This window comes from Corynebacterium sp. AOP40-4SA-5 (assembly GCF_052377355.1).
In the GTDB taxonomy this organism is placed as follows: domain Bacteria; phylum Actinomycetota; class Actinomycetes; order Mycobacteriales; family Mycobacteriaceae; genus Corynebacterium.
The window spans coordinates 106,547-122,163 of record NZ_JBQSWS010000009.1 but is presented as its reverse complement, the minus strand read 5'-3'; the positions used below and the strand labels follow the sequence as shown (position 1 = coordinate 122,163).

15 protein-coding genes are annotated in these 15,617 nt (G+C 70.6%); 5 read left to right on the top strand and 10 right to left on the bottom strand.

The genetic code is table 11. The features are described 5' to 3' along the window. Positions 1-97: 97 nt before the first annotated feature. Together ACT3S3_RS07655 and msrB are read left to right on the top strand one after the other, a co-directional pair. Positions 98-1,495 carry a glycosyltransferase family 87 protein gene (locus ACT3S3_RS07655; protein ID WP_444626559.1) on the top strand — a complete coding sequence of 466 codons (1,398 nt, stop codon included), beginning with the start codon at positions 98-100 and terminating at the stop codon, positions 1,493-1,495. Between the two features lie 5 nt (positions 1,496-1,500). Next, positions 1,501-1,932 carry a peptide-methionine (R)-S-oxide reductase MsrB gene (msrB, locus tag ACT3S3_RS07650; RefSeq protein ID WP_301443272.1) on the top strand — a complete coding sequence of 144 codons (432 nt, stop codon included), beginning with the start codon at positions 1,501-1,503 and terminating at the stop codon, positions 1,930-1,932. 81 nt (positions 1,933-2,013) lie between these two features. Here msrB and hemQ read toward each other — a convergent pair whose 3' ends face one another. From hemQ to hemE, 3 genes are all read right to left on the bottom strand, one after another. Then, a complete protein-coding gene (gene hemQ, locus ACT3S3_RS07645; RefSeq protein ID WP_301443274.1) occupies positions 2,014-2,733 on the bottom strand; it encodes a hydrogen peroxide-dependent heme synthase in 720 nt (239 codons plus the stop codon). A gap of 95 nt (positions 2,734-2,828) precedes the next feature. Beyond that, positions 2,829-4,292: a protoporphyrinogen oxidase gene (gene hemG, locus ACT3S3_RS07640; protein WP_301443271.1), complete on the bottom strand. Its 1,464-nt coding sequence runs from the start codon at positions 4,290-4,292 to the stop codon at positions 2,829-2,831. Further along, positions 4,289-5,470 carry a uroporphyrinogen decarboxylase gene (gene hemE / locus ACT3S3_RS07635; protein ID WP_301443270.1) on the bottom strand — a complete coding sequence of 394 codons (1,182 nt, stop codon included), beginning with the start codon at positions 5,468-5,470 and terminating at the stop codon, positions 4,289-4,291. The genes hemG and hemE overlap by 4 nt, the downstream gene beginning before the upstream one ends. Before the next feature lie 107 nt (positions 5,471-5,577). Here hemE and ACT3S3_RS07630 point away from each other — a divergent pair, with 107 nt between their 5' ends. Continuing rightward, the gene (locus ACT3S3_RS07630; RefSeq protein WP_301443273.1) at positions 5,578-6,216 is read left to right on the top strand and encodes a DUF3000 domain-containing protein; all 639 of its coding nucleotides are present in this window, start codon (positions 5,578-5,580) and stop codon (positions 6,214-6,216) included. Positions 6,217-6,226: 10 nt separating this feature from the next. Further along, complete coding sequence (locus ACT3S3_RS07625) at positions 6,227-7,624, top strand: ribonuclease D (RefSeq protein ID WP_301443269.1); 1,398 nt, start codon at positions 6,227-6,229, stop codon at positions 7,622-7,624. 346 nt (positions 7,625-7,970) lie between these two features. Here ACT3S3_RS07625 and dxs read toward each other — a convergent pair whose 3' ends face one another. The 5 genes from dxs to dut all read right to left on the bottom strand — a co-directional run bounded on the left by dxs (position 7,971) and on the right by dut (position 13,325). Further along, the gene (gene dxs, locus ACT3S3_RS07620; protein ID WP_301444199.1) at positions 7,971-9,944 is read right to left on the bottom strand and encodes a 1-deoxy-D-xylulose-5-phosphate synthase; all 1,974 of its coding nucleotides are present in this window, start codon (positions 9,942-9,944) and stop codon (positions 7,971-7,973) included. A 123-nt stretch (positions 9,945-10,067) separates the two neighbouring features. Further along, on the bottom strand, positions 10,068-11,351 hold the full coding sequence (locus ACT3S3_RS07615; RefSeq protein ID WP_444626558.1) for a class I SAM-dependent RNA methyltransferase: 1,284 nt from the start codon (positions 11,349-11,351) through the stop codon (positions 10,068-10,070). Then, positions 11,348-12,022 (bottom strand): DUF3159 domain-containing protein, encoded by a 675-nt coding sequence (locus ACT3S3_RS07610; RefSeq protein ID WP_367620331.1) that lies wholly within the window; start codon positions 12,020-12,022, stop codon positions 11,348-11,350. Before ACT3S3_RS07610 ends, ACT3S3_RS07615 begins: the two co-directional genes overlap by 4 nt. Then, positions 12,019-12,804 (bottom strand): DUF3710 domain-containing protein, encoded by a 786-nt coding sequence (locus ACT3S3_RS07605; RefSeq protein WP_301444154.1) that lies wholly within the window; start codon positions 12,802-12,804, stop codon positions 12,019-12,021. The genes ACT3S3_RS07610 and ACT3S3_RS07605 overlap by 4 nt, the downstream gene beginning before the upstream one ends. A gap of 62 nt (positions 12,805-12,866) precedes the next feature. Next, positions 12,867-13,325 (bottom strand): dUTP diphosphatase, encoded by a 459-nt coding sequence (gene dut, locus ACT3S3_RS07600; protein WP_441579476.1) that lies wholly within the window; start codon positions 13,323-13,325, stop codon positions 12,867-12,869. A 66-nt stretch (positions 13,326-13,391) separates the two neighbouring features. Between dut and ACT3S3_RS07595 the strand changes: the two genes are divergently transcribed. Beyond that, positions 13,392-13,955, top strand: a complete 564-nt coding sequence (locus ACT3S3_RS07595; RefSeq protein WP_441579477.1) for a DUF3093 domain-containing protein — start codon at positions 13,392-13,394, stop codon at positions 13,953-13,955. A 30-nt stretch (positions 13,956-13,985) separates the two neighbouring features. Here ACT3S3_RS07595 and ACT3S3_RS07590 read toward each other — a convergent pair whose 3' ends face one another. Beyond that, the gene (locus ACT3S3_RS07590) at positions 13,986-14,285 is read right to left on the bottom strand and encodes a DUF4193 domain-containing protein (RefSeq protein ID WP_301443956.1); all 300 of its coding nucleotides are present in this window, start codon (positions 14,283-14,285) and stop codon (positions 13,986-13,988) included. A 345-nt stretch (positions 14,286-14,630) separates the two neighbouring features. After that, positions 14,631-15,569, bottom strand: coding sequence for an inositol monophosphatase family protein (locus tag ACT3S3_RS07585; RefSeq protein ID WP_444626565.1), 939 nt, complete (start codon positions 15,567-15,569; stop codon positions 14,631-14,633). Positions 15,570-15,617 lie beyond the last annotated feature (48 nt).

Here is a 15,617-nt window from a genome sequence, read left to right as displayed (position 1 = left end):
GCAGGCCGGCAACGCCGATGCGCCCGGGGGTGTCTGTCCCGGGCGCGACCGTGGCGGTCCCCGGGGTCGCGGCGTGAAGCCAGTAGAGTCAGGGACCGTGACTGCAAAGATGACCCCGGCCGGCTCCTCCTCCGGCAGCGCACGCCCCGGTGGCTCCGGAGACCCCGGCGACACCGGCGCCGCTGCCACATCCGGCGGGACGACTTCCCGTATGGACGCCCTCCGGGACTCCCTGCGCACCCCGGCCGGTGTGCTCACCATGGCGGCCTGGCCGTTGGCCATATTCACGATGATCCACCGGGTGTTCCTCAGCCCGCAGAACAGCCACCCCACCGACGACTTCACCACCGTGTGGAACGCGCTGCACCGGTTCATCGACGGCGTCCCGGTGTACGACGAGAACTACACCTTCGTCGACCCGCACTACCTCTACTCCCCCGGCGGCACGCTGCTGCTCAGCCCGCTGGCCTACCTGCCGACCTGGGATTCCGGCCGGATCCTGTTCATCTTCGCCAACGGCGTCGCGGTCCTCGTGGCCCTGGCGATCCTGACGAAACTGGCCCGCCGGTCGCTGACCGGCCCGGTTCTGCCCGTGGCGGCCTTCCTGGTGTTCTCCACCGAGTCGATCACCAACACCCTGCTGTTCTCCAACATCAACGGTGTGCTGCTCTTCGTCGAGGTCGTCTTCCTGTGGTGGATCCTGGTCGGCGCCGGCGACGTCTCCTGGCGCTGCGGCGCCGGGACGGGGACGCGCAGCACGTGGGCCACCGTCCTGGCGGGCATCGCCGTGGGCCTGGCGATCACCGTGAAGCCGCAGTTCGCCGTCCTGCTCTTCCTGCCGTTCGTGCGTCGGCAGTGGTGGGCCGTGGTCACCGGACTCGCGGTGCCGGTGGCGTTCAACCTCGCCGCCTGGCCCCTGATGGCACGGCCCGGGGACTACCTGGACAAGCTCATGCCCTACCTCGGCGAGGTCCGGGACTACGCCAACTCCTCGGTCTCGGGGGTGGGCGTGTACTTCGGCATGTCCGACTGGTTCGTGCTGCTGATGCGCGCACTGTTCGCCATGGGTGTGGCTGTCGCGGTGCTGGGTCTGCTGCGCTGGCGCAACTCCGACCCGCTGATGTGGTCGGCGACGACGGCCGGCATCCTGATGACCGGGGTGTTCCTTGTCAGCTCGCTGGGCCAGATGTACTACTCGATGATGCTGATCCCGATGATCTTCACCGTGTTCTGCCGGTTCTCGGTGATGCACAACCCGGTCATCTGGGTCGGTATCTACTGGTGCATGTCGGGTGACTCCTGGAACTCCGACCGGTGGGAGTGGCCCGGGCGTATCGTCGAGTACACCCGCGGCACCGTCGGCTGGGGGCTGATCATCCTGGCCGCCGCGACGTCCGTGGTCGTCTGGCTCGTCACCGACTGGCGGCGCCAGCACCACGGTGCACCGGAAGAGGCATCAGAGAAGAACGAGCACGTAGAGCAGGAACAGAGGTAGCCACCATGACCGAGAACAACCCCGACGTCCGTCCCCTCGAGGACTTCTCCGCGCTGAGCGACGAGCAGTGGAAGCAGCGTCTCTCCCCGGACGAGTTCCAGGTGCTGCGCAACTCCGCCACGGAGCGGCCGTACACCAGTGAGTACACCGACTCCGAGGAGCAGGGCGTCTACGTGTGCCGTGGGTGCGGCAGCGAGCTGTTCCGCTCCACGGAGAAGTTCCACTCGCACTGCGGTTGGCCGTCGTTCTTCGACCCGGCGGACTCCGACGCGGTGGAGACCCGCGTGGACGATTCCCTCGGTACCCGACGTACCGAGGTCGTGTGCGCCACCTGCGGCGGACACCTGGGCCACGTCTTCGCCGGCGAGGGCTACGACACCCCCACCGACCTGCGTTACTGCATCAACGGCATCGCACTGCAGCTGCGCGAGGCCTGACGCCGCGCCGCGGCGCATCACAGACAGTAACCCCGTAGGACGCTCCGAGCGTCCTACGGGGTTACTGTCTGCGGTGAGGTGTCAGGGCAGCTCGGCGATGAAGCCGGCGAGGTCCTCCGCATCAGCGTTCACGCGGCGGCCGGTGAAGAACGGCACCTCCTCGCGGACGTGGCGACGGGCCTCGGTGTAGCGCATCTTGTACATCAGGTCCACGATGCGGTCCAGGGTGGGGCTCTCGAAGGCGAGGATCCACTCGTAGTCGCCGAGGGCGAAGGCGGGCACGGTGTTCGCGCGGACCTCGTCGAACCCGCGGGCGGCCATGCCGTGCTCGGCGAGGATCGTGCGACGCTCCTGGTCGGGAAGCAGGTACCACTCGAAGGAGCGCACGAACGGGTACACGGCGATCCATTCGGCCGGGTCCTCGCCCATGATGAAGGACGGCAGGTGGGACTTGTTGAACTCCGCCGGACGGTGCAGCGCGGAGTTCGACCAGTAGCCGTCGCAGGCACGGCCCAGGGTCGTCTCCTTCAGGAAGCGACGGTAGGCACGCTGCAGGTCCTCGAACTTCTCGGCGTGCCACCAGATCATGATGTCGGCCTCGGCACGCTGGCCGGTGAGGTCGTACACGCCGCGGACGGTGAGCTCCTCGTCGTCGTAGGACGCCAGGAAGGACGCGAAGTCCTCGGCGACCGCGGCGCGGGCCTCCTCCCCCTCGGGCAGCTCACCGTTGCGGACCGTGAACACGGACCACATCGTGTACTGCAGCTTCTCGTTGAGCTCCCTGAAGTCGAGCTTGGCCATGCTGTCAACCACCTGTCCTGTGAAAGTTGTCGTTCGTCATCCCTGATTCTAGCCGCCCGCGGGACGCTCCCACCCCTTGACAGGGGAGCCGGGCGTCACAACTCCGCGGCGATCTTGCGTGCCGCGGCACGGCCGGTCTCGGCGCAGGCGGGTACGCCCACGCCGTGCAGGCTCGCGCCGGCCACCGCAACCCGCGGGATCTCGGAGACGGCCGACTCTGCGATACCCATGAGTTCGGTGTGGCCGACGCCGTAGACCGGCAGCCCGCCCCACCAGCGCTGGACGAAGGTCTCGGCGGGCCTGGCGGTGACCCCGGCGACCTTCTCCAGGTCGGCGATGGCGTACTCGACCAGGGTCTCGTCGTCCACCTCGAGCAGGCTGGAGTCCTGGTAGGTGCCGAAGCTGGCGCGCACGAAACCACCACGGCCGCCGTCGCGCTCGCCCAGGTGCGGCCACTTGCGTGAGGAGAAGGTGAAGGCCTTGGCGTGGGTCGGGCCGTCCGCACCGATGAGGATCCCGGAGCGCTGCGGGATGCCGGGATCACCCTCAGTCCCGCTGTAGCTCATACCCACCACCGCGGAGCTGGCGAGCTTCACCCCGCCGAGGATGTCCGCGGCGTCCGGTGCGATGTCCTTGAGCAGGACGGACGCCGTGGGTGCGGGCGTCGCCACGACGACGGCGTCCACGGTGCCGACGGGTTCGAGGTAGATCCGCCCGTTGTAGCGTCCGATCTCCTCGACCTGCGTATTCACCCGGATGTCCGCGCCGGACGCCTCCGCCAGGCGGTTGATCAGCGTGCGGTAGCCGGAAGCCATGGTGTTGAACGCCGGCCCGGCGGAACCGTCCTTCGAGGACGCAGACGCGGCCGCGCGGTCCTCGAGGACCTGCGCCACCGCCGTCGACAGGTACACGTCGTCGCCGCGTCCTGCGAGGTCGTCCATCGCCTCGGCGATCTGCGGCACGGTCGCGCGCAGGCCCAGGTCGTCGGCGGAGCAGGAGTACACCCCGCCCAGCATCGGGGAGACCAGCCGGTCGACGACCTCGTCGCAGAAACGCCGCCGCACCAGTTCGCCCACGTTGACGTCGTCGCCGACGATCCACGGCAACGCCGGGCCGTCCAGCTCCGCGTCCACCGCGGCCTGGCCCTGCGCGGTGAGCACGTCGGCCACGTCCGCGCCGCGGGCGGGAACGCCCATCACCGTGGCGGACGGGATGTCGACCAGCTCACCGTCGACGAGGAAGGCGCTGCGTGCACCCGAGGGCGTGCGCAGCTCGGACTCCAGCCCAAGGTCAGCGACCAGCTGGGCCATGCCGGTGTGCCGGGTCAGGAACGCCTCGGCCCCCATGTCCACCGGCCCGGCGGCGAAGTCCACCGTCTTCAGTTTCCCGCCGAGACGCCCGTAGGCCTCCAGCACCAGGATCCGCGCGCCCGGGCCGAGCCGGCGGCGCAGCTCCCAGGCGGCGAACATGCCCGTCACTCCCCCGCCGATGACCGCCACGCTCGGGCCTGCCCCGGCACCCGCGGCCTCTCCGATACCGTCTCGCTGTCCGTCACTCACAGTTCATGCACCTCCGCGAAAGCCCGGGTGATCGCATCCGGGTCGGTCTCCGGCAGTACGCCGTGACCGAGGTTGAAGACGTGTCCCAGGGCGTTGCCCTCGGCGACCGCACGGTCACCCTCGGCGATGACGCGGGCGACCTGCTCGGCGATGACGTCCGGTCCGGCCAGCAGGATCGCCGGGTCCAGGTTGCCCTGCACCGCACGCACCGTCCGGCCCGCCGGCACCCGCGGATCGCCCGCATCGTGCGCGGCGGCGAGGTCGGCGGCCACGCGGCGCGCGGCGACGTCCATCGGCGTCTTCCAGTCCACGCCGATCATGTCCGGGCCCACGGCCGCCATCTCGCCGAGCAGCTCACCGGTGTTCACGCCGAAGTGGGTCACCGGCACACCGTAGGGACGCACCGCGGCGATGATGCGCTCGGTGTAGGGTGCGACGAACTCGCGGTAGTCGCGCAGGCTGAGGAAGCCCGCCCACGAGTCGAACAGCTGCACCGCGTCCGCCCCGGCCTCGATCTGCACCTGCAGGAACCGCACGACCGTGGGGGTCAGCTTCTCCATCAGCGCGTGCCACAGCTGCGGCTGCGAGTACATCATCGCCTTGGTCACGCCGTGGTTCTTCGACGGGCCACCCTCGATGAGGTAGGACGCCAGGGTGAACGGGGCGCCGGCGAAGCCGATGAGCACCTGGTCGTCGCGCAGCTCCTCGAGGATCCCGCCGATGCCCTCGACGACCGCCTCGAGCTGTGCGGCCTCCACCACCGGCAGGGCCTGGACAGCCTCAGCCGAGCGCACCGGCGACTCCAGCACCGGGCCGCGACCGGCGACGATGTCCACGGCCACCCCGGCGGCCTTCAGCGGCACCACGATGTCGGAGAACAGGATCGCCGCGTCCGCGTCGTGGCGGCGCACCGGTTGCATCGTGATCTCGGCGAGCAGGTCGGGACGGAAACACGAGTCGAGCATGCCGACCTCGCGGCGCAGCTCGCGGTACTCCGGCAGGGAGCGTCCCGCCTGACGCATCATCCACGCAGGACGCCGCGACGGCGTCTCCCCGCGCACCGCCGCCAGCAGCGGCGCGTCCTGCGAGGCACGGCGGGCGGCACGCGCCGTGGCGACCGCCTCTTCAGTCGGACGGAGATCGGCGACGCCGACCGGGGACGAGTTCAGGTCAACCATGTCCACGATTATGCCAGTTCCCGCGCGAACTACGGCAACGACGGCGCGCCTGCGCCACACACCCCCGCCCGCCCGTTATGTTGGCCGGTGTGAGCGTTGATTCAGAGATGACAGGTACAGCGGGTCAGGCCTTGGGCGCCGACACCGCGGCGACCGTCCCCGCGCCGTTCCGGGACGCGGTCACCTCCATGCACGCCGCCACGGTGCGCACCGGGATCACGGTGACCGACATCCGCCCGCCGCGGAAACTCGCCCCCTACAGCCACGCCATCGGACTGGAGGTCGACCGAATACAACCGGGGTCGCTCCCCGGGGACGGTGGGGACGACGGTGGGGAAGCCGCCGTCCCCACAGACTCCGACGGTGACGCCTTCGGCAGGTTGATCCTGCTCCACGACCCCAAGGGCTCCGAGGGCCCGGGCATGATGAAGCTGGTCGCCTACATCCAGGCCGACCTCGACGCCTCGGTCGCCGAGGACCCGCTGCTGCCCGAGGTCGCCTGGGACTGGCTGACCGAGGGGCTCCACGGCAGCACCTTCAGCGACCTCGGCGGCACCGTCACCGCCACCGCGTCCAGCAGGTTCGGTGACATCGGCGGACCGGCCCACGCCTTCCAGGTCGAGATGCGCGCCTCGTGGACGGCGTCGGGCACCGACCTGTCCGACCACGTCACCGCGTTCTCCAAGGTGCTCGCCAACGTGGCGGGCCTGCCGCCCGAAGGGGTGACCGCCCTGAAGGGTAGGTAAGGTGGCCCCCGTGGCAGAACACCTCACCTCGCCCCGCGACGGCGTCCCCGCCCTGTCCGACACGATCGAGACCGTGCGGGAGGCGACCGAATCGCTGGCCGCAGGGCACGGGCCCATCGCCGTGGACACTGAACGGGCCTCCGGCTTCCGCTTCGACGACCGTGCCTTCCTGGTGCAACTGCGACGCCAAGGCTCCGGCACCCACCTCGTCGACCCGGCGACCGTTCCGCAGGCCGGCGCCGTGCTGGCCCCGCTGATGGACTCCTCCCCCTGGATCCTGCACGCCGCGCACAGCGACCTGCCCGCCCTGACCTCCCTGGGCTGGCACACCCCGGAACTGCACGACACCCAGATCGCCGGACGCCTCCTCGGCTACGGGCAGATCGGCCTGGCCGGGATGCTCGAGGAGTTCCTCGGGGTCACCGTGGCCAAGGACAAGGGCCGGGAGGACTGGTCCGCCCGGCCGATCCCCGGGCCCATGCTCACCTACGCCGCGCTGGACGTGGAGATGCTCATCGAGCTGCGCGACGTCGCCCTCTCCCGGCTCGACGACCTGGGCCGCACCGACTGGTACCGCCAGGAGTGCGCCCACGTACGTGCGGCGTGGACGCACCCGGTGCCCGAACCCGACTGGCGCAAGCTACGCGGCCTCGGGCACGTGCGCGACCCCCGCGAGCTCGAGACCGCCCGCCGGCTCATCTACGCCCGCACCGCCATCGCCCGTGAGAGTGACGTCCCGCCCGAGCACGTGCTGCGCGGCTCCTCCATCCTGGAACTGGCCCAGGGCACCGGACGCGGCGGACGCGCAGGAAGCTCAGGACGCCAGATCGACCGCGAGATCGCCGGCGGCTCGCGCCTTGTGCGCTCCTCGCGCGGGTCAGTCGGCCGCGAGGTGAAGTCGACGCTGACCAGGGCAATGTCCGAGGCGCTGCGCCAGGCCGCCGAGGCCGACGCCTCCTCCCTGCCCGGACGCTTGAGCACCTCCGGCGGATTCCCCGACCACCGCACGTGGGAGCGCGACCACCCGATCGCCTTCCACCTGCTCGGCGAGTTCCGCGAGGCACTGTCGGACGTCTCGGAGTCCACCGGCATCAGGACCGAAGACCTGCTGACCGTGCGCTCACTGCGCTCGGTGGCCTGGGAGACCTCGCGCGCCGTCGCTGACGGTTTGCTGGCCGATGCGGCCTCGGAACACCTCGACGAGCCCGGTGACGATCAGGTTATTGACCTGGACACCGTTCTGGATGCCGACCCGGTCGGCGCAACGGTGGACGTTGCGGTCGCCGACCCGGTGGGTGCACTGGAGGACGCGCTGGGCCGCGCTCTCGAGTCGAGGGAATGCCGTGCCTGGCAGCGTGACCTCCTGGTCGACGCCTTCCTGCCCGTGCTCGCGGGGCAAGTCACCTGAGCCGGCTTCCCCCCCCCCCCCGGCACCCGACTCCCGACCTGCCCCCTATCCCCTGCCCTCTGCCCCTCGCACAGGGGCAAATAGTCGCCCCTCCAGGTAGCATTTCGGGTCGAAATCCTACCTGGAGGGGTGATCGCTCGACGGGGGCGGACCGGGGCGGACGACTGCGCACAGTGGGGGACCTCAGCGTCGCACCGCCGACCCCCTCCACTCCAGCGTGTAGACACATCACCCCTCCAGGCAGCATTTCAGGCCGAAAGCCTGCCTGGAGGGGTGATCGCTCCACCGTGGAAAGGGCGAGGGAAGAGCGCGGGAAGGGGGCGGGGCGAAGAGCTAGCGCAAGTCGCTAGCTCAGGTCGCCGGCCTCGGCGCGGCGGTGGGCCTCCTGGGACGCCCAGTCGCGCACCTGCTCCACCACCGAATCGACGTCCAGGCCGACCTCGGCGAGGACCTCACCACGCGAACCGTGGGCGAGGTAGCGCTGGTCGACGCCCAGGTAGCGCACCGGGGTGGGCACCGAGGCCTCCGAGGCAGCGCGGGCGAGCATCTGGCCCGCACCGCCGTGCACGCCGTTGTCCTCGACGGTGATGACCAGGTCGTTGTCGCGAGCCAGTTCGACGACGGAGTCCGCGACCGGGGTGACCCACAGCGGGTCGATGACCGCCGCCGCGTGTCCGTCGGCCGAGAGTGCCTCCGCCGCGGCGAACGCCTGGGCGGTCAAGGGACCGTAGTTGACGATGAGGACGCGCAGTGACTTTCCACCGCCGAACACGCCACCGTCAGACCCGGCCGACCCGTCAGACCCAGCATCATCAGCACCCCCGGAGGTCTCGGCGAGCACGTCGTAGTCGGCGGTGGAGTACACCGCGTCGACGTCCTTCGGGACTGCTCCCTTGGAGAACCTGACCACCGAGGGCCCGTCGGAGATCCCGACACAGCGGTCGAGCGCCTCGACCAGGCGTGCACCGTCGCGCGGGGCGGCGACGTGGATCCCCGGGACGATGCCGGCGATGGAGAGGTCCCACATCCCGTTGTGGCTCGCCCCGTCCGACCCGGTGATCCCGGCCCGGTCGAGGACGAAGGTCACGGGCATGTGCAGCAGGCCGACGTCCATCAGCATCTGGTCGAAGGCCCGGTTGAGGAAGGTGGAGTACACCGCGACGACCGGGTGCAACCCGCCGAGGGCCAGCCCGGCGGCGGAGGTCACGGCGTGCTGCTCGGCGATGCCCACGTCGAAGGTGCGCTCCGGGAAGACCTCGCCGAAGCGGGCCAGACCGGTGGGCCCGGCCATCGCGGCGGTGATGGCGACGACGTCCTCGCGGCGCCTGCCGATCTCGATGAGCTCGTCGGCGAAGACGTCCGTCCAGCCGCGGGCGCTGACCTGCACGGCGCGTCCGGTGAGCGGGTCGATGACGCCGGTGGAGTGCATCTGGTCGGCCTCGTCGTTCTCCGCGGGGCCGTAGCCGTTGCCCTTCTTGGTGACGATGTGCACGATGATCGGTCCGCCGTAGTCGCGGGCGTAGGTCAGGGCGGCCTCGACCGAGCGCACGTCGTGGCCGTCGACGGGGCCGACGTACTTCAGCCCGAGGTTGCTGAACAGCTCCTGCGGGATGACGGCGTGCTTCACGCCCTCCTTGAAGCTGTGCAGCAGCTTGAAGGCGTGGTCGCCGACGGCACCGAGGCGGCCGAGGGAGTTCTTGCCCTGCTCCATGACCTTGTCGTAGGCCGGCTGCATGCGCATGCCGGCGAGGCTGTGGGCGAGCCCGCCGATCGTCGGCGAGTAGGACCGGCCGTTGTCGTTCACGATGACGGTCAAGGGCCTGTCCTTGCCCTCGGCAATGTTGTTCAAGGCCTCCCAGGCCATGCCACCGGTGAGTGCACCGTCGCCGATGACCGCGGCCACCCGGCGGTCGGACTGGCCGGTGAGCTCGAAGGCCTTCGCCAGCCCGTCCGCGTAGGACAGCGACGCCGAGGCGTGCGAGGACTCGGTCCAGTCGTGCGGGCTCTCGGCCCGGTCGGGGTAGCCGGACAGCCCGTCACGCTGCCGGAGGGTGTCGAACAGGTTGCGCCGCCCGGTGAGGATCTTGTGCACGTAGGACTGGTGTCCGGTGTCGAAGATGATCGGGTCCGACGGCGAGTCGAAGACCCGGTGCAGGGCGATCGTGAGCTCCACGACCCCGAGGTTGGGCCCCAGGTGCCCGCCGGTGGCCGAGACCTTGGCGATGAGGAACTCCCGGATCTCCCCGGCGAGGGTCTCCAGCTGGCCAGGCGTCAGCGTCCGGAGGTCCGCCGGTGACGATATCTTTTCGAGAATCGACATACCCGTTCTCACTTCTCCGTCCCAGTCGTCGGACGAACGACTACCTACGCTTCACACTTGCTGCCTGAGTCACAGGCACTGCGACCATCTTACGGGCAGTGCCCGGGTTCACATCATCGGACCTCAACAATTCCCGTGACCGGGGGTTCTGACGTACCTCACGAGGACCTCGACGTGGTGGGTGAGCCCGAACGCGTCGACCACCTCCACCGCCTCCGGCTCGTAGCCGTGGGCGAGGAAGGACGCCGCGTCGCGCGCGGCGGTCGCGGGGTCGCAGCCGATGTGCAGCACCACGGCGGGTTCCCTGGCGGCGATCGCCTCGACGACCTCGCGTCCGGCTCCGGTGCGCGGCGGGTCGAGGACCACGACCGACGGTGCGCGCAGCGTCCCGATGGCCGAGCCCACGTCGGCGGTGACGAAGGAGACGTCCCGCCCTGCGAGGCCGGTGCGTCCTGCGCCGGTCGCCGGCGAGGCGATGTCCACGCAGTCCACCGCGATCCCGGGCGCTGCCGACAGCATCGCCGCGGCCAGGACGCCGGCACCGCCGTAGAGGTCCCAGCCGACCGTGGCGTCCTGCGCGGTGTTGCGTGCGACCCAGGCGGCGTAGTGGGCGGACGCACCGGCGTGCGCCTGCCAGAACGACTCCACCGGCACCGGGCAGGCGCGGTCACCGATGGTGCGCGTCACGTTCCCGTCACCGGCCAGGACACTACGGGGTGCGGCGGCAGGACGCTTGGCGCCGCGACGCCGACGGCGTGTGTGTGCACGCGGCGGCCGCGGCGGGACCTCGACGATCCCGCGCACCCCGTCGTCACCGAGCGCGACGCAGACCTCCGCGCCCGGGGTCAGCTCGTGGGCGGCGAGTTCCTCAGCCAAGCCCTCGGCCAGGCCCGGGGCCCACTGGGCACAGACACCGGAACCGTCCGCCCCCAGGGCGACGACCCCGTTGCTGCCCCGGCGACGCAGCCCGACCTGGCCGGACGCGTCGACGCCGAGGCGCACGCGGGTGCGGTAGCCGGTGAACGGCGTGAGCGACCGGGACTCCAGCACCTGCGGGCCCAACTCGATCCCGCCGATGCGCTGGAACTGCTCGACGACCACCTGCCGCTTGAACTCCACCGAGCCCTGCGCGTCGACGAAGTCGAGGTCGCAGCAGCCCGCGCCGGCGGCCGCGGCGGCACACACCGGGGCGACCCGGTGCGGCGAGGGCACGGCGATCGCGTCGGCGTCGACGACCTCACCCGTGAGGAAACGTGCCTTGTCCTTCGCCTCGTCGAGGGCCACCGGGACGCCCTGCTCGCCCGGCAACGCACCGCGCACGAACACCGCGCGGCCGTCGACCCGGGCGACGGACGTCCCGCCGTGTGCCGGGCCGAGGACGTCGACCGTCTGCATGCCCCCGCTCATGCCGCACGCTCCGAGGCGTCGGCCTTCTTCACGGCCCACACCGTGACCAGCACGACCACCGCGGTCAGCGGCAGCCCCATGATGATGCGCGCCACGCCGAGGGCGCCGACCGCGTCATCCTGGACGTAGAGCCACTGCTGCACGACGAAACGTCCGAAGAACACCACCGACCAGGCCAGCGTGGCGATGCTGTACACGCGCACCGCCGTGCGGTTGCTGCGCCAGCGGTGCCCGGAACCGTTGACACCGTTCCAGATCACCGCGACCAGCGGCCAGCGCACGACGACCGAGCCCAGGAAGACGATCCCGGCGACCAGCGAGTACCAGATGCCGTAGGCGAAGTAGCCCTTGGCGTCGCCGAGCCACCAGGCGATCACCGCGCAGATGCCCACGCCCATCAGACCGGAGACCGCCGGCATCAGGGTCTCCTTGCGCGCCAGGCGCCACAGGAACACCACCACCGACACCGCGACGGCGGCGATCAGGGCGGCGGTCAGACCCCACCGGGAGTTCACCGGCACGAGCACCAGCACCGGCAGCACCGAGGCGACGAGCCCCGACAGTCCGCCGAGCTGCTCGAGGACGGTGGGTGTGGCGTCCTCGGTCTCCACCGTGTGCTCGGTGTCGACCGTGTCTTCTTCGGCCGGGGTGCGGCCGTCGTCGTGCGTCACTGTGTGTCCCCGTCGGCGGCGTCCTTCTGACGCTGTTCGACAACCTTGCGCAGTTCGGCGGCCATCGCCGCGGGGATCGTCACCGGCAGCGCCTGGCCGACCGGGTGCGGCTCGGTGCCGCGGTAGACGAACGTCCGGGAGATCACCTCGTAGGCGAGTTCCGCGAGTTGGTCTGCCTTGTCCGCCGGGCCGGCCAACGTCATCCGCAGCATCCACCGCGGACCGTCCACACCGATCACCCGCATGGTGCCGGCCTTCATCGTCCCGATGATCTCGGTGCCCCACAGGTTCCGGCCCCACTCGACCTGCAGGCCGTCGCCGTTCATGCCCGCAGTGACCTCGGAGATGTTCTCCTCCCACTGCCGGCCGGTGCGCGGGGCGGCGAGGGCGACGGGGGTGAGCCGTCCGAACGGGGTGAGGATGTGGATCATCTGCGGCCCCTTGGGCCCCATCTCCACCTGCACCTCCCCGTCGTGCGGCACCGGCACGCGCACAGAGCCGAGGTCCAGCCCGCTCTTGGCGAAGTCGGAGTAGTCGAAGGTGGTGTAGTCCACGCTGTCGCCGTCGAACGGGCCGAAGTCGCCGTTGACCGGGTCGTAGGACGCACTGGGGCCGGCGACGGCGGGGTCGCCGCCCGCCGGCGCGGCGTCCGGTGCGTCCTGCGCGTCCGGCACAGCGCCCGCAGCATCCGGCGCGTCCTGCGTCGGCGCCGTCGGCACCTGCGCGTCCGTCGCGGCGGTAGCGGTGGAATCTTCGTCACTCTTCTTGTTGAACGGCCACATGGCTCGGACTCTCCTCAAATCTCGACGTAACGGGTGTACAGCTCAGGACGTGGGAAAACGGGTCAGGCCCCGGTGGAACCGTGGCCCCCGGCGCCGCGGGCGGTCTCACCGAGGGCGTCGACGTCGGCGACCTCCTCGACGTCGCACAGCGACACCTCCTGGACGAGCAGCTGCGCGATGCGGTCTCCGCGGTGGATGACGACCGAGGTGTCCCGGTCCAGGTTGATCAGACAGACCTTCACCTCGCCACGGTAGTCCGCGTCGATGGTCCCGGGGGCGTTGACGATGGAAACCCCCTGCTTCCAGGCCAGTCCGCTACGCGGGTGCACCAGTCCCACGGTGCCCACCGGCAGGGCGAGGGCCACGCCGGTGCCCACCAGCGCCCGCTCACCCGGGGCAAGTGTGAGGTCCTCGGCGCTGGACAGGTCCAGGCCCGCGTCACTGGGGTGGGCGCGGCTCGGGAGGGGGAGGTCGGGGTCGAGTCGCGCGATGCGCAACGGTGCGTCGTGACTGTCGGTCATGCCCGTGAAGTCTACCGGCGCGGTCCGGTTACTGACCTAACGGCCCGCAGGATAGACTAAGGGATCGTGAGCGAGCCCGAGCCGACAGGAGATGACGTGCCACAGGAACCCGGAGAGAGCCGTGCCGGTCAGGCCGGCGATGCCGGCGAGGCAGGCAGGGTCCGTGCGGACGTCCTCTACCGCGAGCGTCAGCGCGTCCCGATGTCCTGGTGGCTCATCGGCCTCGGGGTGACCACCCTGGTCGGGTTCCAGGGGCAGATGGGCCGCGAGTGGTACTGGGGCGTCGTGGTCGGCGCGGTCGTCCTCGCGGCGGTCGTGTGGGCGCTCCTGCACCTGTCCAGCAATGAGCTCGTCGTGGAGCGCGACGAGAGCGGCGAGACCTGGCTGCACGCCGGGGAGGCGTCGCTGCCGATGTCGGTGGTCAGCCGCAGCCTCCCGGTGCCGCCCAGTGCCCGCAGTGCGGCGATGGGCCGGCAGCTCGACCCCGCCGCCTTCCTCTACCACCGCCCCTGGATCCCCTCCATGGCGATGCTGGTCCTCGACGACCCGGACGACCCCACCCCCTACTGGCTGGTCTCCACCAACGAGCCCGAGCAGCTGCTCGACGCCCTCGGCACCCCCCGCGCCTGACCGGGCGACCCCCGCCCGGTCACTCCCCGGTCACTCGCAGTCGATGCAGACGAGGTTGCCCTTGCCGTCGTCCTCGGCGATCCGGGTGCGGTGCTGCACGAGGAAGCAGACCGAACAGGTGAACTCGTCGTCCTGACGGGGCACCACCGACCCGCTGAGCTCCTCGCCGGACAGGTCCGCCATCGGCACGTCGATCGGCTCGACGATGTCGCCGTCGTCGTTGTCGTCGACGGCGGGCTCCGCCTTCTCCGCGGCCTTCAGCCCCTCGAGGGAGTCGGTCTCGATCTCGTCCTCCGAGCGGGTGCGGGGGGAATCGTAGTCAGTCGCCATGATGATGCTCCTAGGGTCGTCCGTTATCCGACCGTCACCGGTTGCGGCGGTGGATAAGGCTGTGCTGTTTCTTGGCTGTTGCTGGTGTGCAGTCGTGCAGGTGTGGTCTCACGTGTCGGCGAGGTTGCGGTGCCCGTCGAGTCACCGGCTCAGCCTCACCCAACGACCGGGGTTTACCCTGCCGGCAACGACGTGTCGGCGACGGATATTCCCGACGTTTGACGCGCATAGTAAAGCAGCGGGGAACCATTGTCACGTTGCCTATCGGCACGACCGGTGGAGCACCACCCGAGAACGCCTACCGTGCCCCCGGAAAAGGGGGCCGTACGGCCGTCCGTGCCCCCGTCAGGGAACGTCCACGGGCGCCGGGAAGATGGTCGCCAGGACGCGTTCAGCGAGGTCGTCGACGATTCCGGGGACCGCGGCAAGAACACCCACCCCCTCGTCGTACCCCCGCTCCAGCGGGGGCATGTGCACCACCGCCCCCGCACGCGCGGCGATGAGGCTCCCGGCGGCATGGTCCCAGGGCCCCAGCCCGTGCTCGTAGTAGGCGTCCAACGCACCGTCCGCCACCGCACACAGGTCCAGGGCGGCCGAACCGATGCGCCGGATGTCCCGGATCTCCGGCAGCAGGTCGCCGAGCAACCCGGCCTGGGCGCGACGGCGCGAGGCGAGGTAGGAGAACCCCGTGCCGACCAGCGCCGACGACAGCGACGACAGTTCCGGTAACGCCGACCGCTCGCGGTCTGCCGTGCCTGCCGTGTCCGCCTCGTCGATGACCAGGTCGCCGCCGGTGCACGCCGAGTACACCCGCTTACGGGCGATGTCGGCGACGGCGCCGGCGACCGGGACCCCGTCGACACACGCCGCCATGCTGACCGCACTGGCGGGGATGCCGTAGACGAGGTTGACCGTGCCGTCGACAGGGTCCACGACCCACGTCACACGGTCCTGCGCCAGCACGCCACCGTCCTCCTCCCCCAGCACGGCGTCGTACGGTGCGAGCTCGCCGAGGCGCCGGCGGATCAGCCGTTCACTCGACCGGTCGATGGCCGTCACCGGGTCGACCTCGGAGGACTTCGTCGCCTCGACCCGGATGCGCCCGTCGCCCCCGGCACTGCGTGTCCGCGCCTCGGCCACGTGCAGCGCCGCCTCGGACGCCACCGTCACCGCGACCCGACGCAGCTCGTCCGGCGTGCGTCCTGCAAGTGCGCGGCCCGCCGAGGGCGGGGGGACGTCCGTGGTGGTCCGGTCCAGTCTGATCTGTTCACCCATGGGCCCCATCCTGCCAGCAGGCCCGCGGGGCTGGCGGTGCACCCACGGCGTCGGTTC

Excerpts from the sequence above, each read along its gene's own strand:
- hemE (WP_301443270.1), bottom strand. The coding sequence starts at position 5,470 with ATGGTTGACCTGAACTCGTCCCCGGTCGGCGTCGCCGATCTCCGTCCG.
- msrB (WP_301443272.1), top strand. The coding sequence starts at position 1,501 with ATGACCGAGAACAACCCCGACGTCCGTCCCCTCGAGGACTTCTCCGCG.
- ACT3S3_RS07585 (WP_444626565.1), bottom strand. The coding sequence starts at position 15,569 with ATGGGGCCCATGGGTGAACAGATCAGACTGGACCGGACCACCACGGAC.
- dut (WP_441579476.1), bottom strand. The coding sequence starts at position 13,325 with ATGACCGACAGTCACGACGCACCGTTGCGCATCGCGCGACTCGACCCC.
- ACT3S3_RS07590 (WP_301443956.1), bottom strand. The coding sequence starts at position 14,285 with ATGGCGACTGACTACGATTCCCCCCGCACCCGCTCGGAGGACGAGATC.
- ACT3S3_RS07615 (WP_444626558.1), bottom strand. The coding sequence starts at position 11,351 with ATGAGCGGGGGCATGCAGACGGTCGACGTCCTCGGCCCGGCACACGGC.
- ACT3S3_RS07630 (WP_301443273.1), top strand. The coding sequence starts at position 5,578 with ATGACAGGTACAGCGGGTCAGGCCTTGGGCGCCGACACCGCGGCGACC.
- dxs (WP_301444199.1), bottom strand. The coding sequence starts at position 9,944 with ATGTCGATTCTCGAAAAGATATCGTCACCGGCGGACCTCCGGACGCTG.
- hemQ (WP_301443274.1), bottom strand. The coding sequence starts at position 2,733 with ATGGCCAAGCTCGACTTCAGGGAGCTCAACGAGAAGCTGCAGTACACG.
- ACT3S3_RS07605 (WP_301444154.1), bottom strand. The coding sequence starts at position 12,804 with ATGTGGCCGTTCAACAAGAAGAGTGACGAAGATTCCACCGCTACCGCC.